Raw genomic sequence first — 26,168 nt, 5'->3', positions numbered from 1 at the left:
CTTTTTTCATATGACAAATAGGGAGTAGGAGGGAGTAAATTGAGCAAACAGAAACTTGGAGCTCCATTAGAAGGCTTTGCTGAGTTTAGCAGGAAAGTAGCCGCAGAGGGAGCCGTTCTGTTAAAAAATGAAGGACAGGTTCTTCCCATTCGACAAAAAGAAAGCGTTTCAGTGTTTGGCAGAACCCAGATTAACTACTATCGCAGCGGTACAGGATCAGGGGGAAGTGTTCATGTTTCCCATACCACCAATCTGCTGGATGGCCTACGAAATAAAAAGAACATCGCGGTCAATGAAGAACTGGCGGACATCTATGAAAAATGGATTGAGAAAAATCCATTTGATAATGGCGGCGGCGGTTGGGCGGCTGAGCCGTGGCATCAGAAGGAAATGCCTTTAACCGATGAGATCGTGTCAGCGGCAAGAAAGAAAACCGATAAAGCGATCATTGTCATCGGACGCACAGCCGGGGAAGACAAGGATAATGCCAATGAGCCGGGCAGCTATCAATTAACGACGGAAGAGAAAGAGATGCTGAAGCAGGTGACGGCATATTTTGAACAAACGGTCGTCGTGTTGAATGTATCCAATATTATCGATATGAGCTGGATGCACGAAGAAAGCTATGTACACCCGATTCCATGTGTTATTTATGCTTGGCAAGGAGGTATGGAAGGGGGCAATGCGATTGCTGACGTGCTGGTCGGCGATGTGACACCTAGCGGTAAGTTGACCGATACGATAGCATTTTCGATTGACGATTATCCATCAACCCGCAATTATGGCAATGAACATAAAAATGTGTATCAGGAAGATATTTATGTAGGCTACCGTTTTTTCGAAACGTTTCGATTGGACCGAGTTCAGTTTGAATTTGGTTATGGATTGTCTTATACTTCATTCCAATTGAAGCCTGAAGAAGCTAAGTTGACTCTTAAGGACGGGAAACAATACGTTGAAATCGGTGTAACTGTAAAAAATATCGGAACCACCTATGCAGGTAAAGAGGTTGTACAAGTTTATTATGAAGCGCCGCAAGGAAAACTGGGTAAACCTGCTAAAGCTTTGGCGGCGTTTGCGAAAACAAAGGAGCTTCAAACAGGTGAATCGCAGCATATTACCGTGAGTTTTCCTGTGCATGTCATGGCTTCTTATGATGATGCGGGTGTAACAGGATATCCTTCTGCTTATGTTTTAGAAGCAGGGACGTATCGTTTGTATGTGGGAACCAGTGTGAGAAATGTGGAGGAAATCAGCTTTGAAGGCCAAAACGGTTATGTTGTAGAAAGTCTTCAAGTCGTAGAGCAGCTGCAGGAGGCCATGGCGCCTACAGAAAGCTTTACGAGAATGATGCCAGGCGCCCGCAAAGAGGATGGCTCATATGAACTGACCTTTGTAGAGGTGCCGAAGCGCAAGATTTCCATGGCAGAACGGATTGAACAAAATCTGCCGCAAACGCTGGAGCAAACCGGGAATCAAGGCTATAAATTAAGAGACGTGTATGATGGAAAAGTTACCATGGAAACTTTTATTGCTCAGCTTAGCGATCAGGATCTAGCGGTAATCATCAGAGGAGAAGGTATGAGCAGTCCGCTTGTTACACCGGGCACGGCTTCCGCTTTCGGAGGATTAAGCGACAGCTTGCTCGACTACGGAATACCGATTGCTTGTACCGCAGATGGCCCGTCCGGGATTCGGATGGATAGCGGTCAACAAGCAACGCAGGTTGCGATCGGCACTTTGCTTGCAGCGACCTGGAACACAGAATTGGTTGAGCAGCTTTATGTTATGGAAGGGAAAGAACTGTTAAGCTACAACATAGATACCTTACTTGGACCAGGACTGAATATCCGGCGCAGCCCGTTGAATGGCCGGAATTTTGAATATTTCTCGGAAGATCCGCTGATCTCCGGAATGTTTGCTGCTGCATGCACGCGCGGGATTATGAAAGGCGGCTCCAACGCTACGCTGAAACATTTTGCTTGCAATAACCAAGAAAAACATCGCAGCAAAGTGGATGCCGTTGTGTCAGAGCGTGCTCTTCGGGAAATATATCTGAAAGGCTTCGAAATCGCGGTGAAGCAGGGTGGAGGAAATTCGGTTATGACCTCCTACAATCCAATCAATGGACATTGGGCAGCTTCCAACTATGATCTAAACACTACCATTCTTCGCGGGGAGTGGGGATTTGAAGGCATCGTGATGACGGACTGGTGGGCCATTATGAATGATGTGGTTCATGGGGGACCGGCAGATCGAAAATATACGAACTGGATGGTTCGCGCCCAAAACGATCTCTATATGGTGGTTATGAACTACGGCGCGGAGATCAACGCGTGGGACGACAACACGTTAGCCTCTTTGGAAAATGGTACTCTGACCCGTGGGGAACTACAGCGTTGTGCCATGAATATTTGCAGGTTCTTGATGCATGCTCCGGTGTTCTCCAGAAAGCAGGCCGTTGAAGAAGCGGTGGGGACTTTCCAGGCTAATCCGTCTCTTTCATCAGAACAAGCTCAGGCCCTATCTGAGATCTCACAGGTGAAACCTGCTGAAGCGGGATCGACTTTCGTGAAGGTGGATCAACCCGGCGAATACCGGATGATTGTCCGCATCATGTCTCCTGAATCGGAATTGTCACAAAGTGCTTGCAACGTGACGCTGAACAATCAATCAGTGACGACCATTCAAACGAATGGAACAGACGGAAGATGGATTAGACAAAAGCTTGTAAAAGTGAAACTGGAGGCAGGGCTTTATGAAATGAAACTGGATTTCGTCAAGCCAGGCTTGCAGATCGATTGGATTGAGTTTAAACGACTGTAGTGACCAGAAGACGGAGGTGAACTGTGGACTTGTTTCTCCATAGTTCGCCTTCATACATAAATAGTAAAAACGATGGAAATAGCAAACAAAATGAACGCAATAACATAGTATAGAAATAAATCAAAAGCGTGCATCAGGACCTCCTAAATATTTTAGAGATGTCTTAGATCATCACTCATTAAATTGTTGTTCCTGATTGTTCCTATTGTGGTATATGGGCATGAGTTCGGTACTGTACCGGACTCATGCCTTTTAGTTTCGACTTAATTCGCTTTTGATTATAATAATCGATGAATCTTGATAGCTCTTGTTTAAAATGCGCGATATTTTCAAATTCATTTACATAGAGAAATTCAGATTTCATAATGCCAAAGAAGCTTTCAATGACGGCGTTGTCGTAGCAGTTACCTTTGCGGGACATACTTTGTTTGATGCCACGTTTTTCAAGGGCATGACGATACTGTTTCATCTGATAGTGCAGGCCTTGGTCAGAATGAATCAAGAGCTTATCTTTATCCGTTAGATGCTTGAATGCTTGATCTAACATCTTGGAAACAAGGGAATAGACAGGTCTTGAACCAATTGTATACGTAATAATTTCGCCATTATATTCTCGAATACGACGATAGCCGTAGCGCCCTTGGTGCTCCTTGTAAATCGCTTGAATAACGTCTTTTAACTCAGCATCTTTGTCAGGCATACTGAACGTTTTTACCATGTAATAATACGTGCTTCGAGGGATATCCGCTAACTGTAGGAGTGCTTTCACCGAGAATTCGTTCCTTAGTTCATAGACGACTTGGGCTTTGTCTTTTTTGGTGATTTTTCCTTGTTTTGAACTAAGGCATTCAACTTTTTTAAATACGCATTCTCCATACGCAAACGCTCTACCTCTGCTTGTAAAGTCTCAACGGACCCTTCTGCTAAGGTTTGATTCTTCTGTTCTTTTGAATCCTTTTTCATGGAGGGACGCCCCTTTTCCTTTGGTTGTAGGGATGGACAAGGAGTGTTGTGAAGGTGTTGAAAAAATTTATTGCTGTATTACTAGTGTCCGCAACAGCGCTGCTCCCTGCGACAGGTGCATTTGCATCGGAAGGAATAAACGATCGAGTCGCGCCTTCTAGCCCGGATGTCCAAATTACTGAACAACCCGGATCTGATGTTGTTACAATTATGTCGACAACATGGCAGGTTAATGCATCTTCCAATTTTAGAAAAACACCTTCCCCTATTGGTGAGTATATCGGCTCTCTCTACGCTGGTGACTTAATGAAACACGTGTTGTGAACGGTGCTACTTGGGTCAATGTGTACAGCTACAAATTTCAACAATGGGGTTGGATCCAAGCTTCCTACCTGGTGGAATGCGGTTGATTGATTTTAGGTTCTAATTTTTTCTAGTTGGATTAACATTAACAACATTAATGAAACAGGAAAACTCAAACAACGTGTTTTAACACAAAATTCACCCTCCTAAAACTCCGTAATCAATCTTCCTTCCTTTATCCCCTATCTTTTTACAACATTCTCATCTACTAGCGTTTTATAAAGATGTCTTTCGCTAAACGACCCGTAATATGTATAATTTTGTATCAAACCCATTTTATACGCAACTTTTATATTAGTTATAGCGTTCTTATTAGTGAACAGGATGTTATTGTAAATTTTGTTTTTTCAGAATACGTCTTTAGTCATCTATAAACTACCCTTACAAATTGGGATAATTACATATTTTTCGAAAATTTTGCACGGATTCACAGGATGAATATGTATAATTGTAGAATGATGTCATAATTTAGTAGTTAGTATTTTCAGATCTTGAACTAACTTGCGGGTCATAGGAGGTTATTGGTTATCCCCAAATTTATAGTTTGAAGACACGCTCTAGTTTAAGTAAATAGGTTATTTGCTTGTGATTCCTTTTCATAAAAAATAGATGAAAGTCGATTGTAACCCTGTTATTCAGCTAGGAGTTTAGTAATACGTTAAATTAAAACCGAGGTGTAAAATGAAGAAATCTATAATCATGTTACTGTTTAGTGCGCTGCTACTCTTTCTGATTCCCATGTATACTCATGCAGCGACAAATCAAACCAAAATTATTTTAGATGGCCAGGAGCTAATTTTACCTAATGATGTTGAAGTCGTTAATGTACGAAGCAATATCATGATTCCAATCCGCGTAGTCGCTGAGAATCTTAAATTCAATGTGAACTGGGACCAAAAAACACAAAATGTGCATATCCAACAAGGTTCTAATGCAATTTCATTGACTGTTGGAAAAGATGAGGCTTTAGTCGAAAACAACACCGTGAAGCTTAACATTGCTCCGCAAATGATCAAGAATACGGTTTTTGTTCCCATACGTTTTGTTAGTGAAGAAATGGGTCTGAGAGTTAGCTGGAATAACAAAGACAAGATTGTTACTCTAACTAGCAATACCCTCCCATCCCCACCTTCTAATGGTAATGGAAATGAAGCTGCCACCAACCTGGTTCATGAAATAAACTATGCCAATAATCAACTTGTTGTCCAATTAGACCATGAAGTTACTCCAATCATAACAACACTTAAAAATCCTGAACGGATCGTCGTGGATTTCCCATCTACAGACTTCGGTAATATGGTACAAGTACCCTCTACAGGATCCATGGGAAGGCTGGATACTAGCGAATTCCCAAATGTTACTGAGATACGCTATTCTCTTTTCAAAAACGATCCTGCTCAAGTTCGAATCGTGATTGAATTAAACAACGTAAGTTCGGTTAATTATAATCAACAAACCAACGCCGGCAAATTCATCCTTGATCTGAGTATGGAAAACGATCCTGCACCTACAACCCCTGTCAACAGTGGCAAAAAGATAGTCGTTATTGATCCGGGTCACGGAGGAAGTGATCCAGGTACAACAAGTTTTACAAAAAAACATGAGAAGCATTTTGCCCTTGCTTTAAGCCTTAAGGTTCAGGCTCTCTTGCAACAAGAATCTGATATAGAAGTGATTATGACTCGTGAAACGGATATCTACCCTACACGATCGGAACGAGTTAAACTTGCCAATGATCTTAAGGCAGATGTGTTTGTATCTATACATGGGAACAGCGTACCCTCTGCCCCCCAAGTAACGGGAACCGAGACGTTTTATTACCAACGTGCAAGTAGTAAAGAGCTAGCAAAGCTCATTCATAAAAATTTGATCAAGGCCATAGGGCTTTATGATCGTGGCGTTAAAAATGGCAATTTTCAGGTCATACGAGAAACCAAAATGCCTGCCGTTCTCTTGGAAGTCGGATTCTTAAGTAACAAGTCTGATGAGGAGGCTATGATGTCAGAAACCTTTCAAAATAAAGCGGCGCAAGCCATTGTAGATGGGATAAAAGAGTATCTGAAGCTATAAAACATCGAATAATTCAAGAGGATGTGCTTCTATGAAAAAAGGAATCTATCTTGCTATCGCAATTTGCGCCATAAGCTTACTAGCAGTAGGTTGTGGTAGCAAGTCTACTTCTTCTGGTCCAGTGCAGGGTTCTAATCCTGCAAGTACTGCACCAGCTAATCAGGACAAGAAGAATGAGGAATCTCAAGAAATTGAGGTTTTTTACTCGGACGATCAACTATTACAACTAGAACAAAGTATGAAGGAAATTATATTCGAAGATGGCTCCGACAAATACATTAAGACGTACGCAGCCCTTCAAAGCAGCGATCAAACCGAACTGATTCCTTTATGGAATAATATTGATTTACTTTCAGCTACTTTTGATGAAGGAAAATTGACACTAGATGTGCATATTCCTGATGAAGCTAGATTAGGAGCTGGAGGAGAGGTTTTGGCTCTCGATGCCCTGAGAGAAACATTTTTTCAGTTTGATGAAGTAACCAGTATTGATCTGCTTGTTGACGGAAATGCAACTGAAAGTTTAATGGGCCATACGGAATTAGAACATCCACTAACCCGTGAATAGATCCATAAAAAACAGCCAAATCTCTATTAGATGGCTGTTTTTTCACTCAAGAATTAGAAAATTGCAGCTTGTTTTCGATACTCGTTAGGAGACAAGCCATTTAAACGCTCTGTATAGCGGTCATTGTTGTAGTATCGGATATAATTTCTCACGTCTTTGAGGTGAAATGCACCCCAATTGTTAGACACCATCTAACATTGGAGGTGCAGTTCAGGCGTCTCAACCTAATCCCGGTGGTTTTTCTTGTTTTGCCGTCATTTTTAGGATATTTATTGTTCTCATTTTACTCTAGTGTTACAGTAACGTATCGCATCTAGAACTCAATTTTCAAGCTGTTTTCTTCAACATAAATGCCTTCTGAGCGGGTAATGGGCAATCTTTGTTCTGCTGAAAAGCCGATCGTTTCTCCATCTCGTAAAGTAATGTTTTGCTCTACGATATAACCGGAAATATCAATGAGGAAGTCACGCAGCTCGGCAGGGTTGACCTGACTGTTCAGCACTTCGATTTCATCTTTGCCAAAAGACTTCAGCCCGCAAGTGAAATCCGCTTATCCCTGTTTCACTTCTGACCAAACCAAAATGAATCAGGTTTAGCAAGGGCAAAGTGTTGTCAGCTTTCATAATATCAGCCATCTCTATAAAAAGCTGAGGTTGAAATACGGTACCGGACGTATAAAGCCCTATGGCATTAGGAAGCTTCAAACAGCTTGCCGCCAGTTTCGTATAAAGCCTGCCGCTGTCCAGCGGCTCGGATAAATCCTATTATTTGAATTGTATCTGAAGGAAAGAGCAGATATTCAATCACTTCGCATCTAGCGAAGTGATTGGACATCCAACTTGTTGTATTATCTGTTCAGCCGGATCAGGCTGCGTGATAAAAGGGAGAGAAACCGACTATTGCGTTAGATTAGGTGTATATGTTGGGATGGTTCTGGCTTTGGTAGCCTGCTCGAAAGAGTAGGCGAGGTCAAGCAGTTTTTGCTCGGTGTATGGGGTACCCAGGAATGAGATGCCAACCGGTACTCCTGCTTCTGCAGTTCCCGCAGGGACGGTTACTTCAGGGAAGCCTGTAGCAGATGCTACATAGCTTGCTGCATAAGTATCATATGCTGTGCAGACGTAGGTAGGGTCCTCTTTGTCATAGCGGTTTGAAGCCGGACAGGACATCGTCGGGAAAACGATGGCATCCAGATCGTTGTTCTTCATGATGGTCGCAACTTCATTACGGGTAGCAGGAACTTCTTTGTTGATGATGTCCTTATACTCTTTCGAATACAAAGTATCCGCTTGTGCCAATGCTGTTTTCAAGCCATCCAGACGTGCAGGGTTAACAGGTGTTTCTGAATTTAGAACCTCAGGAGACTCGCTGATTTCGATCACTTTTTGCAATGTTTTCGGTACGCCGAAAGGCAGCGTGCTTAAATATTGCTCAAACTGTTTTTTGAATTCTGCATCTCCGATTGGACCAAGAATCGGGGTCCAAAGGTACTGGGTTTGCTCAGAGAAGGTTACGGGCACAACAGCCGTCCCCATGCTTTGCATTTTGGCAATCGCTTGTTTTGTAATGGCATCGACTTCGGCATTGTCACCGAAAAAGTCAACTGCTACGCCGATACGTGCTTGCTTCAGTGCGGAAGCGTCCAGCGCCTCAGCATAGTTTTGAACATGGTTGTTTGCATATTTCGTAGCTTTATCTTCTTTGTCTGTTCCAGCCATCGCACTAAGCACGATGCTTGCGTCCTTGACACTGCGTGCCATCGGGCCTGTCACGTCTAGAGACAGCGAGGAAGGAACCACACCGCTGCGGCTAGTTAGTCCCATAGTGGGCCGGATGCCCACCAGGCCGGTCACATTAGCCGGACCTCTAACGGAACCGGAAGTATCTGTGCCAAGCCCGAACACGGCAAAGTTGGCAGCTACAGCAGCTGCACTGCCACTGCTGGAACCGGAAGCATCACGGTTCAGGTTGTAAGGATTGATCGTTAATCCGCCCATGGAGCTGTATCCCAGTCTGCCGTAAGAAGCGGCGAGCTCGGACATGTTTGTTTTGGCGATGACGATCGCTCCGGCATCAATAAGCTTCTGAACGGTGAATGAATTCTTGGTTGGATAAGCATCCTTCAGAGCGACAGATCCAGCTGTAGTCGGCATACCGACCACATCAAAGTTATCTTTGACAACAAAAGGGATGCCATGCAGCTGGCTTCTTGGTCCTTTAGCTTTGCGCTCGGCGTCGAGCGCTTTTGCTGTTTCAAGAGCATTGCTGTTGATCGTAATAATAGAGTTTATCGTAGGGCCTTGTTGATCAAAGGCTTCGATACGTTTCAGATAGTAGTTTACCAACTCTTCCGATGTAATTTCGTTTGTGTTCAAAGCATTGGCGATTTCATCAACGCTTTTCTCGAACGGATCAAATGTAGTATTCGTTGGATTGACTGCTTCGGCATTTGCATCATTCCACGGAAAGATCGTGATAACGAGCAAAACAGCTAATAATGTTTTGAAGCTTAAAATTTTTCTGATCATAGACCTTATGTCTACCTCCTGATGTCTTTTGTAGTTCCTAAATCCTAATGTATTTCTCTCCCCTTAATATATATCGTTATTTTCCCGGAAAAAATAAATAGAATCCGACAAAGTTACTGTTTTTTCTACAAATTATTCGACAATATTTAACAAAAAATGATTTTCTGCCGATAGTATCTAGAGAGAATATTTCAACGTTAAGAAAAATGGAGGAGAGAAAACTTGAGAAAGAAACTGCAATGGAATCTGAAACTTCAACTACTGGTGACGATGGTCATCTTGGTACTGCTTTCGACAGTACCGCTGGCCCTCACGATCAACCAGAGGGTGAAGGAGGATTTGGAGGAGAACTTCTATGAAGCAACCATAAAAGAAATCAAACAGGTTAATAGCGCGATTAACATGTACTTTAATAATGTGAATGAAACGGTTCAGTATTTTGCCAATAATCCCTTGGTCAAGCAGATCGACAGTTCTATTACTTCCTACGTAGATGCTGAAGGACCGGATGGAATCATTCAGATGAGTCCGTCAAAGAAAAAAGGTATGGAATCAGAGATATATAACTTCTTTCTGAATTATGCCAAAACGCATCCGAGCATTGCCTATATTTATTTGGGAACTGAGGATGGTGGGTATATCCAATGGCCGGAAGGTGATTCCACTGACAAATTTGACCCGAGAATCAGACCTTGGTACACTCAGGCGACCGAAAATCCTGACCAAGTTATGCGCACAGGGGCGTATGCTTCTTTTACCAAAAAGGCTGATAAAGATGTGCCTATAGTCAGCTCTTCCGTAACGATTAAGGACAGTGCAGGAAACGTCGTTGGTGTTCAGGGGGTCGACGTAAGTCTGGAGGCGCTAACTCAAACAATCGAAGACATTAAAATCGGTGAGAGCGGCTATGTTATACTTGTCGACCAAAACGGCACGATTCTGGCCAATCCGAAGAATCCAGAAACGAATTTTATGACGATGGAGGAACTGGGTGTAAAGGACCTCGATCAAAAGGTGAAACAAAACATCGATGTTCCGGTAGATAATAAAATGTATACTGCGAGAATCTTTGTTTCACCGGAAACCCAATGGAAATATATCGCCATGATGGACAAAAGTGAAATAGCGAAGTCTGTTAACGCGATTGAAAATATTATCTTTCTCGTTATGGCTATTATTGCAGTCGTGGCTATCGGAGCTTCCTTGATTTTGTCTAGTGCTATTACGAAGCCGATAAACTCTGCTGTGAAGTATTTGCAGCAAATCGGCAACGGTAATCTAACGATCGATATTCCGCAGTCCTTGTTGAAAAAACGAGGTGAGGTAGGGATGATGGTCCGGGCTATTAACGACATGAAACAGGATATTCACAAAATCATCGGCGGGATCTCCAGCTCAGCGCAGGTTGTCTCTCAATCTGCGGCCAGCCTGAAAGACAGCATGGACCAGACACAGATGGCTTCTTCGCAAATTACCGAATCCATTATCCAGCTTTCAAGTGCTACAAGCGATGAAGCCAACACCGTGATGGAGGGCTCTGGAAAAGTTGAAGAACTCGGCGTAGCGATCGATCAGGTGACGGACTCTACTCGAGAAATACTAGAACTGGCTCGCCGTACAGGTGAACTTAATCAGCGGGGCATTGTGATTGTACAAGAGCTGGTAGGGAAATTTAACAGCACGCTGCAATCTTCCGAGGAAACGGCACAAGCTGTAAATCAAGTGAGTGAAAGTGCCGGTGAAATCAGCAGCATACTTGCCACCATTCTTGAAATTTCCAATCAGACGAATCTGCTGGCCTTGAATGCATCGATTGAAGCTTCAAGGGCAGGGGAGCATGGGCGAGGTTTCGCTGTAGTAGCTGCCGAAATTCGCAAGCTTGCCGAGCAATCTGCTTATGCAGCGAATAATATCAGCCATATTATTTCAAACGTAAACAGCCAGGTAGGAGCTGCTGTTCAGGCTATTGGCACATCCCGCGAGTTGTTTACGGAGCAGGAAACGGCGGTTCGAGAAACCGAATCGATCTTTAACGACATTATGGTATCGGTTGATAGTCAAGTGGATATGACCAGCCATGTGGACGGTAATATTCGCGTAATGGTCGATAAGCGATACGAAATTACAGACGTCTTCACCAATATCTCCGCCATAACGGAAGAGAATGCAGCCATTACCCAAGACGTGTCCGCAGCAGCTGAAGAACAGCTGGCGACGGTTGAAGATGTCGCAGGCTATCTGTCCCAGCTGGAGGAACTATCCAAGGATCTGGAAGAAAATATTCAGAAATTCACGATACACGAGAAGTAAATGATTTCTTACGTTCATGAGGCTAATGCTCAGAACCATCTAATCAGCCCGGAAAAAGGTACAGCCTTCTTCCGGGCTGGTTTTTCTGATACATATTTACCCGAACCGATGAGGTGAGAGAAAAATATAAACGCTTTCTTTTTCATGTTATAATAGCAATTAGCAGTTCAATTCTTAGAGAGTTTCAGGTTTTACAGTGAGAAACGGGGTCGGGAGTGTTGCATGGATGAGGAGATATAACGTATGGCGGCCGGTGATGATTTTGGGGTCTGCGTTGGTTACGTACAGCTTGGTTACGAATCTTTCCATTATGTTTGGCATGGCGCTTGAGTCGGCGAAAAATGTCGGATTTATTGCCATGATGGTTGTCGCACTGATCGTGTATAACCGGGTGACCAAGAACAAGCGCAAACGCAGATAAAATATGTCATGTTATCAAATTATGAACGATCATCTGAAAAGCACCTGTTTCAGGTGTTTTCTTTTTTTAGAGATGTAATTTTATGCAAGGATCTCAGGAATTGAAACCTTTTTCTGAATCTCATGTATTACTTAAGCATAGGATGGAATCTTGGTGAGGAGGTTTGGCATGGGAATCTTGTCGAGATTTAAGGATATCATGGAGAGCAATGTTAACGTCTTGTTGGATAAGATGGAAGAGCCGGAGAAGGTGATTGATGAATATATACAAAGACTCCATCAAGATCTGGGGAAAGTGAAAGCAGAAACCGCTTCAGTGTTTGCAGATGAGAGACGGGCAAAGCGGGCTCTGGACGAATGCAAAACCGAGATCAAGAAGCTCCACCGTTATGTTGAAAAAGCGGTCAAGGCGGGACATGAAGAGAACGCGTTAAAGTTTCTGGAGAGGAAGGCGATGCAGTCAGAGAAGCTTGGTGAATTACAAGGCGTTTATGACCTGGCTTCTTCAAAGGCAGAAAGCATGAAACAAATGCAGGATAAGCTCATATCAGATATAGGCCAGCTGGAAGCACGGCATACCGAGCTGAAAGGAAAGATGGCGGCTACAAAGATCCAGGAGAATGTGAATTCCGAACGTTCTTCTTTAAGCAAGGTTCATTTTGCAGTTAAGGAAATGGAGGAGAAGGCAAATTTCGCCTTGGATGAAGCGATGGCTTTAGCCGAGCTTAGAGCTGAAGCGAAGAAGGATGATCTGGATGACCTGATCGCACAATTGGAGCAGGATGCTGTTGTGAATGCTCATGCCGAGGATGAGCTGAATGCAATGAAAGCAAAAATGAAAACAAAAGAATAATTTTTTTCTTTTGGCTAATGAGGTGAAAAGATGCCGGTTATTGAATACAAGTGTCCAAACTGCGGCAGCGGCATGGTCTTTGATAGTGAGACGGGAGCCTTATCCTGCCTCAGCTGCGGCAGAAAAGACAATATTGAGCAACTTTCTGACCCACTGACACAGCATGTTTTTTTGGAAGGGGATCAGGCCAGGGAGTACCATTGTAACAGCTGCGGCGCTGTCATTATGACGGAAGCGGAGACCAGTGCAACGACATGCACTTTCTGCGGCTCTGCTGTTGTTCTCGGAGATCGGCTGACCGGTGAGCTGGCCCCTGTAAAGATCATACCCTTTTCAATAAGCAAGGAAGAAGCGATGAAAGCTTTCCGAAAATGGTGCAGAAACGGACTTCTAACGCCAAACGGGTTTATGACCGCAGATCGTATTAAGGGAATAACCGGGATGTATGTTCCCTTCTGGCTGTATGATCTTAACAATAAAATTGAGGTCCAAGGTCTTGGTACAAAAGTGAAAAAATACACAAGTGGTGAATATGAGTATACGGAAACCCAGCATTTCGACATATACCGACAACTTCGGTTGAATTTCATAAGATTGCCGATTGATGCTTCAGAAAAAATGAAGGATGAGCTGATGGATAAACTGGAGCCTTTTCCATACGATCAGCTGAAAGACTTTAAAACTCCGTATCTCGCCGGATACATAGCAGAGAAATACAGCTACAACGACGAGGAGCTTTTTCCCCGGGCGAAGGAAAAAATAAGGGAATACATAGATTCTTATATTTCATCCACGGTGTCAGGATATACTAGCGTGAATTATACGAACAAACACATCGACACCACTTTAAAAAAGGCAGATTATACGCTGTTTCCGGTATGGATCGTACATTATGACTACGACAAATCAGAATATATGTTTGCGATGAACGGGCAGACGGGCAAGGTGGTTGGCAAGCCGCCGATCAGCAAAGCGAAAGCGGCGATGTGGTTTGCGGGGATTTTTGGCGTTTCCTTCGTGTCATTAAAGTTGATCTCCTGGATGATGGGAGGAGGGTTTCTATGAAAAGATGGGGTGCAGTGCTCGTTGTTCTAATCTTCTTCGCTGTATATATTGCCACTCCCGCTCAGATGACGTCAGCGATGCAGGCAACAAAGCAATTGATCTATGACGAAGCGAACCTGCTCAGCCAGGAAGAGTATGACGAGTTGAACACGCTGGCTAATGAATACAGTGCCGAAAGAGAAACCGATATGATAATTTTTACTTCAAATAACACCGAAAATGTAGATGTGGAAGTGATGACGCAGCGTTTTTATGATGAACGTGCGCCGGGATACGATAAACCTCATGGCAATGCCGTTATTTTGACACTGGATATGTACGAATCAGAGGATAAGGACAGAGCACTGTATCTGGCCGGATTTAAGAAAGCGGAGGAATATCTTGATAACGACAGGCTTGATAAAATACGTAATAAGATTACATCAGATTTATCCGACGGAGACTATAAACAGGCATTTGAAAAATACATTGTAACGGCGCATAAATATATGGGCTTTGAGCCTGAGATGAACCCTGATAACATGTTGTTTAATATCTGGTTTCAGCTCGGAACAGCTGCAGCCATCGGGGTTATAGCCGTCAGCCTCATGGCCTACCGCTCCGGCGGACGGGTGACGGTCAGTCGGCGGACTTACGAGGATACAAGCACTTCGGGAATACTGGAGCGTGAGGACCGGTACATTCGAACGACAACGACAAAACGGAAGATTGAGCAGAGCACGAGCAGCGGTTCGGGCGGCGGAGGCGGAGGCGGCGTCACCGGCGGCGGTCATTCGCATAGTGGAAGTAGAGGTTCATTTTAGTTAACAAACGATGTCCTGAGTGAAGCTAAAACTGCTTTATCGTTCAAAGGGAAAGGAAGGGGAATAACAATGGGCTTTTTCAGAAATCAATTTTCAAACGTTGTGGAATGGGAAGAGTTTAGAGATGATATGATTTTTTGGAAATGGAGCAATCAGGAAATTAAAAAAGGAAGCAAGCTGATTATTCGAGCCGGTCAGGACGCTATTTTCATCAATAATGGTAAGATCGAGGGGATTTTTCAGGATGAAGGGGCATATAACATTGATTCAGAGATCATTCCTTTTTTATCTACTTTAAAAGGATTCAAGTTCGGCTTTAACAGCGGGATGCGGGTGGAAGTTCTGTTCGTCAACACGAAGGAATTTACCGTTAGATGGGGAACACAAAATCCCGTTCTGATCCGGGTGCCTCAGCTCCCGGGCGGCATGCCTGTTCGCGCGAACGGCACGTTTCATTTTAAAGTGAATGATTACGTTATGCTGATCGATAAGATTGCCGGGGTGAAAGACAGTTATTTGGTCGAGGATGTCAAAATCCGGATCACTTCGGTACTCGATCAGTTGTTAATGAAATGGATCAGCAGAGAAGGGAAAGACATGTTTAATCTGCAAGCGAATGCTTATGATATTGCTAATGGTATTCGCGAAGATCTTGATATGGAAATGATGGACAGCGGTATCACGATTACAGGTTTTCAAGTGATGAGTTTCAATTACCCTAAAGAGATTCAGGATATGATTACGAAGACGGCTTCCCATGAAATGATCGGTAATCTGCAAAGATATCAGCAGGTTACGATGACAGACGGTATTGCATCTGGTCATGTGAAAGGCGGCGGTGCTGCATCCGATATGACGGGCATGATGATGGGAATGAACATCGCCAATGAGATGATGAAAAATCTAAACCAAAATCAGCAGCCTCCGGCTGAAAATCGGCCTACTGCTGCAACCCCTTCAAAGGAAGGGAATAAAAAACCTAATTTTTGCCCAAACTGCGGTACGAAAAACGAAGGAGCCAACTTCTGTCCAAATTGTGGCCAAAAGCTGGGCTGATTTTTAAACTATAATCCTTCATAAAGCGCGAAATATAATTGATATGAGAACCGGTAGGGGTTGTCCTAAAAGCGGCTTGTTCTGCTTTAGGATAGGCCCTTTTTTGGCTTGGGATATCCTGACTTTTATTGATCATTTTCGGAGCAAATGAGCTGAAAACCAAACTGCAAAAGGCTTGATCCTTTCACCGCGTTACAGTTGCAATTGACCCATATATTCCAAAAAATATGTTGAAAACGCTCTATTTTCTTAATATATTGTAAGTAGCACGAATATTTGTGCATATAAATCTGGGAGGGTTATCCTAAATGAAAAAAGGGGTCATATCATTCATTAGTTTGTTGTTATCTGTCACCATGCTGGTGGGTTGCGGCGAGAAATCGGCTTCAGAGTCAAGCTCCGGTACTGGCGATAGCGCGGCTAAACCGAACTTTAAAGTGGGCATGGTCACGGATACGGGATCTATTGATGACAAGTCCTTCAACCAAGGTTCTTATGAAGGGATCTTAAAGGCTAACAAAGAATTCAACATGGACTATAAATACTTGAAGCCGGCTGGAGAAACAGAAGCTGATTATTTGAAGGAAATCGGGAACCTGTACGACGCCGGATTTAAATTTATCGTAGCACCAGGGTTTAAATTTGAGACAGCTATTTTTAAGGCACAGGATAAATACACGGATGCGAAATTTGTCATCATCGATGGCGCACCACGCTCTACACCTGATGCCGAAGCGGAATTAAAGGATAATAGCGTTGCGATTTATTTCGCCGAGCATGAAGCGGGCTTTCTTGCTGGTGTTGCCTCTGCCCTTCACATGAAGGAAGGTCAAGCGGGCTTCATCGGGGGCATGAAAATTCCTCCTGTACAGAAGTTTAATTGGGGCTTCCAGCAAGGTGTGGACTATGCCAACAAGAACCTGGGTACGAATGTGACCATTAATAAAGAAAATGTGGTGTATCAGGGAACTTTTAAAGACGTAGCGGCAGGCGGACAGCTGGCAGCGCAGATGTTTGATCGCGGGGTCAATGTTATTTTTGCAGCTGCGGGCGGGGTTGGTGTCGGTGCGATTAACGAAGCCAAGAACCGTGTGAAGAACGGGGACGATGTATGGATTGTCGGTGTTGACGTAGACCAGCACAAGGACGGTATTTATGAGGGGGATAAATCGGTTGTCCTGACTTCGGCTGTGAAGAAGATTGATCAGGCTGCTTATGACATGATCAAGGCTGAAACAGAAGGCAAGTTTCCAGGCGGGGAGACGGTCATACTGGATGCCAAGAATAACGGTGTCGGCTTGCCGGAAAGTAATCCAAACTTGAGTGAAGATGTGCTGAAGCAAGTGGACGATGTATTTAACAAAATCAAAGCCGGGGAAATTGAAGTAGCCGAAGAACAAGGGGAATGGATTGAATAAATCAAGCTGTGAACATCGATTGATATATTGATCAGGCAGCAATACCGCTTTAAAAAGACGGATTCTTCCGTCTTTTTTTAAAAATATGAAAAGTAGGAAGTACTTAATTAAAGATTCGCAGACACAGATGGTTTCTACAAAATAGAAAGTGAGGACCCTAAACCATGGACTATGTTGTCGAGATGGTGGGCATCCGCAAGGAATTTCCAGGAGTCGTGGCTAATGACGACATTACGCTCAGACTGAAAAAGGGCGAAATCCATGCCCTTCTTGGCGAAAACGGGGCAGGTAAGTCAACCCTGATGAGTATCCTGTTCGGTATGTATCAGCCCGATCGCGGGACGATCCGGGTAAACGGCAAGGAAGTTCGGATCACCAATCCGAACGTAGCGAACAAGCTTGGAATCGGAATGGTACACCAGCATTTTAAATTGGTTGAGCCGTTTACGGTCACTGAGAATATCATTCTTGGTAGCGAGACGCGCAAATGGCTCTTCGGACTAGATGTGAAAACCGCTGCTAAACAAGTGGAATCCTTGTCCAAAAGATATGGGTTAAATGTCGATCCTTATTCCAAAGTAGAGGATATTTCAGTTGGCATGCAGCAGCGGGTAGAGATTCTGAAGATGCTCTACCGCAACGCAGAGGTTCTCATATTTGACGAGCCGACCGCTGTATTAACACCACAGGAAATTGAAGATTTGCAGGCCATTATGAGGAATCTTGTCAAAGAAGGAAAGTCGATTATTTTGATTACGCATAAATTGAAAGAAATTAAAGCGGTAGCGGACCGATGCACCGTCATTCGCCGGGGAAAAACGATCGGAACAGTCAATGTGGAGGAAACGAGCCGTGAGACTATGGCTGAGATGATGGTGGGGCGGAGCGTTTCTTTTAAGGTGGATAAACAGGAAAGTCAGCCAGGCAGAACGGTTCTTGAAATTCAATCGCTTACCGTTAAGAACAATAAAAAAGTCGACGCGCTTAAAAACTTCACCCTTGATCTGCATGCTGGCGAAATTTTAGGTATTGCGGGTGTGGACGGAAATGGTCAATCCGAATTGGTGGAAGCGATTACAGGTCTTCGCCAGGCGGAAAGCGGCACCGTGAACTTGAATGGAAAAGCATTGAATGGATTATCCGTTCGTGAGCGGAATGAGAGCGGGATCGGTCATATTCCAGAAGATCGGCAAAAAAGAGGGCTTGTGCTGGATTACACGGTTGAGGAAAACTTGATTCTTGAAGTATATAACCGTCCTCCCTTTTCCAAAAAAGGGCTGCTTCAGCCGGAGGCGATTCGCAAACATGCCGATCATATTATCGAGAGCTTTGATGTTCGGGCAGGATCAGGGCCTCGTTCTATTGTGCGCTCGATGTCCGGAGGTAACCAACAGAAGGCGATTATCGGCCGGGAGGTGGAGCGTGACCCGGATTTGCTCATTGCCGTTCAGCCGACACGGGGGTTGGATGTTGGCTCCATCGAATACATCCATAAGCGTCTGATTGAACAGCGGGACAAGGGAAAAGCCGTCCTTCTGGTGTCTTTGGAGCTGGAAGAAGTGTTGAACCTGTCGGACCGTATTGCCGTTATCAATAACGGGGAGCTGGTCGGTGTTGTTAATACCTCCGAAACGAATGAGAGAGAGCTCGGATTGATGATGGCCGGGTATCAAAAAGAGGAGGGCACAACATGAATAACAGTGTGAAATCGCTGCTTGCCGTCCTGTTCGGACTCATCGCTGGAGCACTGCTTATGATGCTGACCGGTCATAACCCGGTAGAGGGCTATATGTACCTTTTTCAAGGGGCTCTGAAAAATCCGGAGCGGATCGGGAATACATTAGCAACAGCAACCCCGCTGGTTTTGACTGGCTTGTCGGTTGCATTCGCATTCCGAACGGGATTGTTTAACATCGGGGCAGCTGGACAGATGCTGTTTGGCGGCTTTTGTGCGACGGCCGTCGGGCTGACGTTTGATCTTCCGCGTGGAATACTGCTCCCTACTATCGTACTGGCCGGGTTTATCGGCGGTGCGTTATGGGCGGTTATTCCGGGACTTTTGAAAGCACGTTACAATGTGCATGAAGTCGTTTCCACCATCATGATGAACTGGATCGCCTTTTGGACGGTTTATTATGTAGTTCCTGCTTATTTCAAAGGAGAGAACCTGGAGACGGAATCACGGCAGCTCGCGCCAGAAGCGACGCTGCATGAGAGCTGGCTCAGTAACTTGTTCCAAGGTTCTTATATTAATTTAGGCTTCTTTATCGCTATTGCAACCGCTTTGATCGTAGCTTTCCTGATTAACAAAACGACACTTGGTTACGAGCTGAAGGCGGTCGGTTTTAACCGCCACTCTGCAGAATATGCAGGCATTGCGGTGAAACGCAGCATTGTTCTGTCAATGTTTATTTCCGGCGGGATCGCGGGTCTGGCAGGTGCGGCCCAGTACACAGGTAACGCGTCCAGTCTTCAGATCGGTATTTTGCCGACACAAGGTTTTGACGGCATTGCTGTTGCGCTTCTCGGTGCTAACGCGCCTTTAGGTGTATTTCTGTCGGCACTGTTTTTTGGAATTTTATATTCCGGCAGAGGATTTATGAACGCCATGACGGAAATTCCGCCGGAGATTGCTGATACGATCATTGCGATTATTATTTATTTTGCAGCAACAAGCATCCTGATTGAACGTCTTATTCGGAAATTGAAGGTGCGCCGTGCGGCAAATAAAAAGCAGGAGGAACGAGAACATGTGGACAACGCTTGAGCAAATATTTCCGTATGCCATCGTCTTCACGATCCCGCTTTTAATTACCGCCTTGGGTGCTCTGTTCAGTGAACGAAGCGGGGTCGTGAATATAGGTTTGGAAGGGATGATGATTGTCGGTTCTTTTATTGGAGCCTTTGTCGTCTCCAAGTTACAAGAACATTATATGGGCTCTCAATGGGTGCTGTGGGTCGGGCTTCTAGCTGCGGCTGCTGCAAGTGCACTGTTCTCCCTTCTGCATGCTTTTGCAAGCATTAATCTTAGTGCCAATCAGATTATTAGCGGAACGGCGATTAACATGATTGCAGGCGCTTTGACAGTTTTCCTGGCTCGCAATATGACAGGCAGCGGCAATATACGGGTTACTTCGGGATTTTCATCGTTTGATGTACCTTGGTTATCATCGATACCGATTATCGGCGAACTGTTTTTTACCAAGACGTATATTACAACGTGGTTTATTCTGCTCGTGTTATTGGTCAGTACGCTGTTGCTATACAAAACGCCGTTTGGTTTGCGTCTTCGGTCCTGCGGGGAGCATCCACATGCCGCAGAGGCTGCCGGTATCCGGGTGAGGTTGATGCGCTATGTTGGGGTTATGGTCTCAGGTGCATTTGCCGGGCTTGGAGGAGCAATCATTCTTCTTACCTATTCTGGAGAGTTTACCGGTAATGTTGCTGGTTTGGGCTTTCTTGCTCTTGCCTCTCTGATATTTGGTCAGTGGAAACCGATGGGAATTCTGGCTGCTACATTTTTCTTCGGATTTGCCAGCACTGTAGCGAATGTGTCTCAGGTGATTCCTTCGCTTGCCGTGTTTCCACCGGTTATTCTTAAGGTATTCCCTTATGTGGTCACTCTGATTGCATTAGTTATTTTCTCCAAGTCCTCGAAAGCGCCTAAAGCGGTAGGGGAGCCGTTTGACTCAGGCCAACGGTGATGAAATGAGCTGGATGAACTATAAATGATCTGATAACAGCATGAAATCAAGAACCTCCGATTGACTTTTCAGATTTACACTGGGTCTATCGGAGGTTTTTTACAATTATCTCATATAATAATAGAATTCCCAAAACATTTCAGGTATATATTTATATAAGACTTACTAAAAAAATAGAATAAAGGAGTGAAAGCTTAAAATGCGTATTCGACGACATAAGCGCAGAAAGCAGCTGAGCATATTACTGACTATCGTTATGCTCATGAGTATCATCGTTCCTTTTAGCTCTGTCACAGCTGCATCGCCGCAAGATTTGACCACTGGTCAAATGGTGGAATCAGAAAATAGGGCTGTTGATGCTGCGAATCCTGTGTCTGATCCTTCTGATATGATCGGAAGTGATGGTTCAGGGGAAAAAACAGGGGACGGTTCGGATCAGGAAACAGCAAGTCCGGACCCTGACGGGCTGCAGGATGAAACGCAAGATATGTTGAACCCTTCTGGTGAAAGCGCTTCCCAAACCTTGCCCGAAGAAGAATCTACTGTAACTGATACTCCGGAAGCGGTAGAGCTGCTGCAAATTGCCGATATTCAAGGTGAGGCACATCGTTCACCATTTCAAGGGCAGACGGTTAGGGATGTCGAAGGTGTTGTAACGCAGTACGGATATACGTTTTCAAGCGGAAATATCAAAGGATTTTATATCCAGGACCCGAGTCCTGACTCCAATCCGAATACTTCGGACGCTATCTTTGTTTTTTCTCAAAAATCCAATGTATCTCTGCCGAACGTGGGCGATCTTGTAACGGTATCCGGGAAAGTTGCTGAATATAACGAAGGAAACCGCAGAAATTTGACTTCTACCCAAATTGAACTTCATGCTTACGAAAATAAGGGAAGTGCCGGGCAAATGCCAGAACCGGTGACGCTAGGCAAGGGCGGGCTTCCTATTCCTGCAACGATCATCGATAATGACGGATTAACCGAATTTGATCCGAATGAAGATGCCATTGATTTCTACGAGTCTTTGGAAGGAATGCTGGTTAGACTTCCACAGCCAACGATTATTAGTCCGTACTGGAAGAGCGGCGGCACGTTTAACATTCCTACTCGTGTTGAGAATGACACTGACGCCGATGTGATTACTCCTGCAGGCGGCCTCGTATTGAAGGAGCAAGGGAATTTTAATCCCCAGCGACTTCTGATCGCCTATGGAGATCCCGGTAAAGAAGTGAGCACAGGGGATGCTTTTGCAGATGATGTAATAGGTGTGATCGGCTATAACAGCGGAAACTTCAAGGTGATTCCTGCTTGGGATGATCTTCCTGAAATTGAGAGTGGCTCGTTTGAACAAGAGGTGTCGACCATTGAAGTGAATGCTGATCAGCTGAGCATCGCGACTTACAATATTGAGAACTTTTATCCTGGTGTGCAGTCTAACAAAATCAACAAGCTGGCTGAATCGATTGTTCATCATATTCAGTCTCCGGATATCATTGCTCTGGTGGAAGTACAGGATAATAACGGCCGGCAGGATAACGGCATCACGGCGGCAGACCAAAGTTACCAGGTGCTTATTGATGCCATCCAAGAGGCAGGCGGGCCCATCTACCGTTTTACCGATATTGATCCGGTGAATAACGAAGACGGAGGAGCGCCAGGTGCCAATATCCGGGTGGGGTTCCTCTATAACGAGAAGCGAGTACAATTATCTGAAAGCGTAAACGGTGAGAAGGGCTCTTCTACTGAAGCGGTTGCCTATGATGCTGATAAGGATCAGCTTACATACAATCCTGGGCGAATTGATCCGACCAACTCGGTATTTGATGCATCCCGTAAGCCTCTTGCAGCGCAGTTTGACTTTCAGGGTGAGAAGGTCATTGTCGTTGCCAACCATTTTAACTCGAAATCCGGGGACCAGGGTCCCTTTGGAAACGCACAGCCGCCTGTTTTTGAAAGCGAGGCTCAGCGTCATCAGATCGCAGCTGTAGTTAACAGGTTTGTTAAAGATATTGTGACCCAAAACCCTGAGGCTAACGTTGTCGTTCTGGGTGACCTGAATGATTTTCAATTTTCAGAAACAGCACAGATATTAAAAGGAAATGAATTAGACAACCTGATTGAGACTTTGCCGCAGCATGAGCAATATACGTACACGTACGACGGAAATTCGCAGGTACTAGATCATATTTTGGTCAGCAAAAATCTGACAGCATCTGCAGAAGCGGATATCGTACATCTCAACGCCGATTTCTCTCCGTCCAAAGGACGTGTTTCAGATCATGACCCGGTCGTTGCACAGATTAGTCTACAGCCAGAAGCTGTAGACGGGTTCCCGCTTACCATACTGCATACCAATGATACGCATGCTAACCTGGATACCGTGAGCGGACCGGATAACATTGCGCGTCGTGTGACTGCCATTAAAGAGGAGAGAGCGAAAAGTGTAAATCCTTTGCTTCTGGATGCAGGAGATGTCTTCTCAGGTTCGCTTTATTTTAACGAATACTTGGGCCAGGCCGATCTTGAATTTATGAATCTGGTTCAATATGATGCAATGACCTTCGGAAATCATGAATTCGACAAAGGTTCTGAGGTTCTGAATGCGTTTATTGAAAATGCTGAATTTCCGTTTGTCTCTTCAAATGTGAATTTCTCTGAGGATGCTTTACTTCGTGACAAATTTAAAGAGGGTGTGACCCGTAATCCTGAAGATGCAACCATATATCCGGCAATCATTATGGAGGTGGACGGTGAGCAGGTGGGCTTGATCGGCCTGACAACAGAGGACACCGCGAATATTGCTTCTCCGGGAGCTGTTACTTTTGATAATGCAGTGCAAAAGACTAAAGATACTGTATCCATGTTGGAGCAAGAGGGAATCAACAAGATCATTGTCGTGTCCCACCTTGGTTATGATGTAGAATTGAATCTTGCCAAGGAAGTGGAAGGGATTGACATCATTGTCGGCGGCCACAGCCATACCAAACTGGATCAGGCGGTTGTGGATCGATCAGACAGCGAACCGAAGCTTATCGTTCAGGCAGGGGAAAAAGGCCAGTTTCTGGGCAAACTTGAAGTGGTCTTTGACGAGGCAGGAACCTTGCAAGATTGGGACAGCTCCTTAATATCTGTTGATGAGAAAGATAGCAATGGTGAATACGTGATCCAACCGGATCAAGAAGCATTGGAGATTCTCAATACAAAATATAAGCCGGGCGTTCAGAAGCTCCAGGAAACGAAAGTCGGCACGACGGAAGTCAAGCTGAATGGAGTTCGCGATGATGTACGCACGAAAGAGACAAATCTCGGTAACCTGATTGCGGACGGTATGCTGGAGGCGGCACAAGCTGCCGGAACGAATGCAGTCATTGCCTTGCAGAACGGAGGCGGAATTCGGGCTTCGATCGAGGCTGGTACAGTTACGATGGGGGATATCATGACCGTACTGCCGTTTAATAACGATCTGGTTACGATTACGCTGACGGGCGCTGAAATTAAAGATGCGATGGAAAACGGAGTATCCAAAATTCCGGCTGCGGACGGACGATTCCCGCATATCGCAGGCATGAGATTTTTCTATGATTCTACCAAACCGGCAGGAGAGCGCGTACTGCGAATGGATGTAAAAGGGAAGAACGGATATGAGCCTATCGATCTGAATCAATCTTATGAGGTAGCTACAAATGCTTTCACGGCCAAGGGTGGTGACTTCTATGCTTCGCTGGAGAAAGCCTATCTCGAAGGTCGGGTGAACTTGTTGTATTTGCCGGACTATGAAGTTTTCTCTGATTATGTCAAGAAGATAGGGACGATCACGTCGAAAACTTCTGCGGTTGAAGGGCGGATTACCGATCTGAAAGGAGCGCCGCTTCCGGAAGGCCCGAATCCTGAAATACCTGGAGAGCCTGAAGAACCAGGAACACCAGAAACGCCAAACACACCGGGATCTCCGAGTTCGGTAACGCCTCCGGAAAAACCTTCGAATCCGGGAACAACAAAGCCTGTAGAGCCGGGAAAAATAAAGGTTCAGGTTAAGACAGCTAATGGTACAGCTGCCGGCAAGGTAACCGGTCAAGCGATGAAGGAGGCCTTGAAGCAGCCATCAGATGGAAAAATAACGATAGAGATTTCGAGTACAGAGCCGTTTCAGTCCTCATCCATTACGATCGAAAGTGAGGCATTAACAGCATGGCTGAATCAGACGAATGCTCCTACGTTGGTCGTTAATACACCGTACGGAATTTATGAACTTTCACAGGATCAGATCGATCTGAAAGCTTTGGCTGATGAACTTGGGTCCGATCTTGCCAAAATTGAGCTGGTCATCAATCTGGCTGTCAATACGAATGCTCTTGAAGTAGCGGCATCCAAAGGATATACTGCGCTTCAAGCGGTAGAGTATACCGTTACAGCACAATCCGGCGGTAAGACGACTAGGCCGGATCGATATGATTCATATGTGAAGCATTCTATAAACATTGGCAAAGATACTCGTTTAACCGATATCGCCGTTATACGTCTTATGGGAACAGAATATATCCCTGTACCGTTTAAAGTTAGTGGCAATCGGATCGATATGTATAGTCAAACGAGTGGGACCTATCTGGTTATCCAACATCCGGTTACATTCCAGGACACTGCATTTCACTGGTCAAAAGCAGACGTTGAATCGCTAGCAGCTAAAATGATCGTAACGGGACGAACAGAGCAGTCTTATGCGCCGGATGCTCCGGTAACACGGGCTGAGTTTGCTTCGTTGTTAATCCGGGCATTAGGTCTTTCGGGCTTTGCTAACGATCAAGCCAGCTCCTTCAAGGATATCAAGCCTTCAGACTGGTATATGAATCCGGTTTATGCAGCAGTAAATGCAGGGATCGTCAAAGGGTATGCAGACGGCACTTTTAGACCCAATCAGTTGATTACCCGTGAAGAGATGGCAGTCATGGCTTACAAGGCATTAGAATATGCCGGGTATAAACAAAGCAGTAGATCACAAGAGAGCTTTGCCGATGCATCTAAGATTGGTAGATGGGCGGAAGAAGCGGTCGATGTTTTAAATGGTCTGGGCATTTTACACGGAGATCGCAAGCAGCGCTTTAGCCCTAAATCGAATGCAACTCGTGGTGAGAGCGCGGCTGTGATCCATCGAATGATGGAGAACCTGACCTTTGTAAAGTGAGCAGTTGAGTTTAAAAAAAGACAGAGGTGGACTCCATCT

17 protein-coding genes and 2 pseudogenes are annotated in these 26,168 nt (G+C 44.8%); 15 read left to right on the top strand and 4 right to left on the bottom strand.

The annotated features are described in order from the left end of the window. Positions 1 to 39: 39 nt before the first annotated feature. The gene (locus C8268_RS20055) at positions 40 to 2,826 is read left to right on the top strand and encodes a glycoside hydrolase family 3 C-terminal domain-containing protein (protein ID WP_106769306.1); all 2,787 of its coding nucleotides are present in this window, start codon (positions 40 to 42) and stop codon (positions 2,824 to 2,826) included. 202 nt (positions 2,827 to 3,028) lie between these two features. On the opposite strand, the pseudogene C8268_RS20050 reads toward C8268_RS20055, so the two are convergent. Beyond that, positions 3,029 to 3,822, bottom strand: a pseudogene (locus C8268_RS20050) (IS3 family transposase); the annotation flags it as partial. A 21-nt stretch (positions 3,823 to 3,843) separates the two neighbouring features. Between C8268_RS20050 and C8268_RS20045 the strand changes: the two are divergent. The 3 genes from C8268_RS20045 (at position 3,844) to C8268_RS20035 (ending at position 6,790) form a co-directional block, all read left to right on the top strand. Next, positions 3,844 to 4,113, top strand: coding sequence for a hypothetical protein (locus C8268_RS20045; protein WP_106769305.1), 270 nt, complete (start codon positions 3,844 to 3,846; stop codon positions 4,111 to 4,113). A gap of 720 nt (positions 4,114 to 4,833) precedes the next feature. Continuing rightward, positions 4,834 to 6,222 (top strand): N-acetylmuramoyl-L-alanine amidase family protein, encoded by a 1,389-nt coding sequence (locus tag C8268_RS20040; RefSeq protein WP_199794875.1) that lies wholly within the window; start codon positions 4,834 to 4,836, stop codon positions 6,220 to 6,222. Positions 6,223 to 6,253: 31 nt separating this feature from the next. After that, positions 6,254 to 6,790 (top strand): GerMN domain-containing protein, encoded by a 537-nt coding sequence (locus C8268_RS20035; RefSeq protein ID WP_106769304.1) that lies wholly within the window; start codon positions 6,254 to 6,256, stop codon positions 6,788 to 6,790. Positions 6,791 to 6,843: 53 nt separating this feature from the next. Here the strand turns inward: C8268_RS20035 and C8268_RS23575 are convergent, their stop codons facing one another. From C8268_RS23575 to C8268_RS20020, 3 genes and pseudogenes are all read right to left on the bottom strand, one after another. Continuing rightward, complete coding sequence (locus C8268_RS23575) at positions 6,844 to 6,981, bottom strand: IS3 family transposase (RefSeq protein WP_106769303.1); 138 nt, start codon at positions 6,979 to 6,981, stop codon at positions 6,844 to 6,846. 122 nt (positions 6,982 to 7,103) lie between these two features. Next, positions 7,104 to 7,539: pseudogene (locus C8268_RS20025) on the bottom strand (DUF4261 domain-containing protein); the annotation flags it as partial. Positions 7,540 to 7,686: 147 nt separating this feature from the next. Next, on the bottom strand, positions 7,687 to 9,318 hold the full coding sequence (locus C8268_RS20020) for an amidase family protein (RefSeq protein ID WP_106769302.1): 1,632 nt from the start codon (positions 9,316 to 9,318) through the stop codon (positions 7,687 to 7,689). 222 nt (positions 9,319 to 9,540) lie between these two features. Here C8268_RS20020 and C8268_RS20015 point away from each other — a divergent pair, with 222 nt between their 5' ends. From C8268_RS20015 to C8268_RS19965, 11 genes are all read left to right on the top strand, one after another. After that, complete coding sequence (locus C8268_RS20015; RefSeq protein WP_106769301.1) at positions 9,541 to 11,628, top strand: methyl-accepting chemotaxis protein; 2,088 nt, start codon at positions 9,541 to 9,543, stop codon at positions 11,626 to 11,628. Positions 11,629 to 11,854: 226 nt separating this feature from the next. Next, positions 11,855 to 12,049 (top strand): hypothetical protein, encoded by a 195-nt coding sequence (locus C8268_RS20010; protein WP_106769300.1) that lies wholly within the window; start codon positions 11,855 to 11,857, stop codon positions 12,047 to 12,049. Positions 12,050 to 12,217: 168 nt separating this feature from the next. Then, positions 12,218 to 12,901 carry a PspA/IM30 family protein gene (locus tag C8268_RS20005; RefSeq protein WP_106769299.1) on the top strand — a complete coding sequence of 228 codons (684 nt, stop codon included), beginning with the start codon at positions 12,218 to 12,220 and terminating at the stop codon, positions 12,899 to 12,901. Positions 12,902 to 12,931: 30 nt separating this feature from the next. After that, positions 12,932 to 13,966, top strand: coding sequence for a TFIIB-type zinc ribbon-containing protein (locus tag C8268_RS20000; RefSeq protein ID WP_106769298.1), 1,035 nt, complete (start codon positions 12,932 to 12,934; stop codon positions 13,964 to 13,966). After that, entirely contained in the window at positions 13,963 to 14,769 is an 807-nt protein-coding gene (locus tag C8268_RS19995; protein WP_106769297.1) for a TPM domain-containing protein, read from the top strand. The genes C8268_RS20000 and C8268_RS19995 overlap by 4 nt, the downstream gene beginning before the upstream one ends. A 69-nt stretch (positions 14,770 to 14,838) precedes the next feature. Then, entirely contained in the window at positions 14,839 to 15,825 is a 987-nt protein-coding gene (locus tag C8268_RS19990) for an SPFH domain-containing protein (RefSeq protein ID WP_106769296.1), read from the top strand. A 308-nt stretch (positions 15,826 to 16,133) separates the two neighbouring features. Beyond that, positions 16,134 to 17,243 (top strand): BMP family lipoprotein, encoded by a 1,110-nt coding sequence (locus C8268_RS19985; RefSeq protein WP_106769295.1) that lies wholly within the window; start codon positions 16,134 to 16,136, stop codon positions 17,241 to 17,243. Between the two features lie 164 nt (positions 17,244 to 17,407). Further along, complete coding sequence (locus C8268_RS19980; RefSeq protein WP_106769294.1) at positions 17,408 to 18,937, top strand: ABC transporter ATP-binding protein; 1,530 nt, start codon at positions 17,408 to 17,410, stop codon at positions 18,935 to 18,937. Next, positions 18,934 to 20,010 (top strand): ABC transporter permease, encoded by a 1,077-nt coding sequence (locus C8268_RS19975; RefSeq protein WP_106769293.1) that lies wholly within the window; start codon positions 18,934 to 18,936, stop codon positions 20,008 to 20,010. The genes C8268_RS19980 and C8268_RS19975 overlap by 4 nt, the downstream gene beginning before the upstream one ends. Beyond that, positions 19,994 to 20,947 carry an ABC transporter permease gene (locus tag C8268_RS19970; protein ID WP_106769292.1) on the top strand — a complete coding sequence of 318 codons (954 nt, stop codon included), beginning with the start codon at positions 19,994 to 19,996 and terminating at the stop codon, positions 20,945 to 20,947. The genes C8268_RS19975 and C8268_RS19970 overlap by 17 nt, the downstream gene beginning before the upstream one ends. Before the next feature lie 199 nt (positions 20,948 to 21,146). After that, positions 21,147 to 26,129, top strand: coding sequence for a 5'-nucleotidase C-terminal domain-containing protein (locus C8268_RS19965; RefSeq protein WP_106769291.1), 4,983 nt, complete (start codon positions 21,147 to 21,149; stop codon positions 26,127 to 26,129). Positions 26,130 to 26,168: the final 39 nt, after the last annotated feature.

Origin of the sequence: Paenibacillus faecalis (assembly GCF_900289175.1) — a bacterium.
GTDB lineage: Bacteria > Bacillota > Bacilli > Paenibacillales > Paenibacillaceae > Paenibacillus_AQ > Paenibacillus_AQ faecalis.
This window is presented reverse-complemented; position numbering and strand designations above follow the sequence as displayed.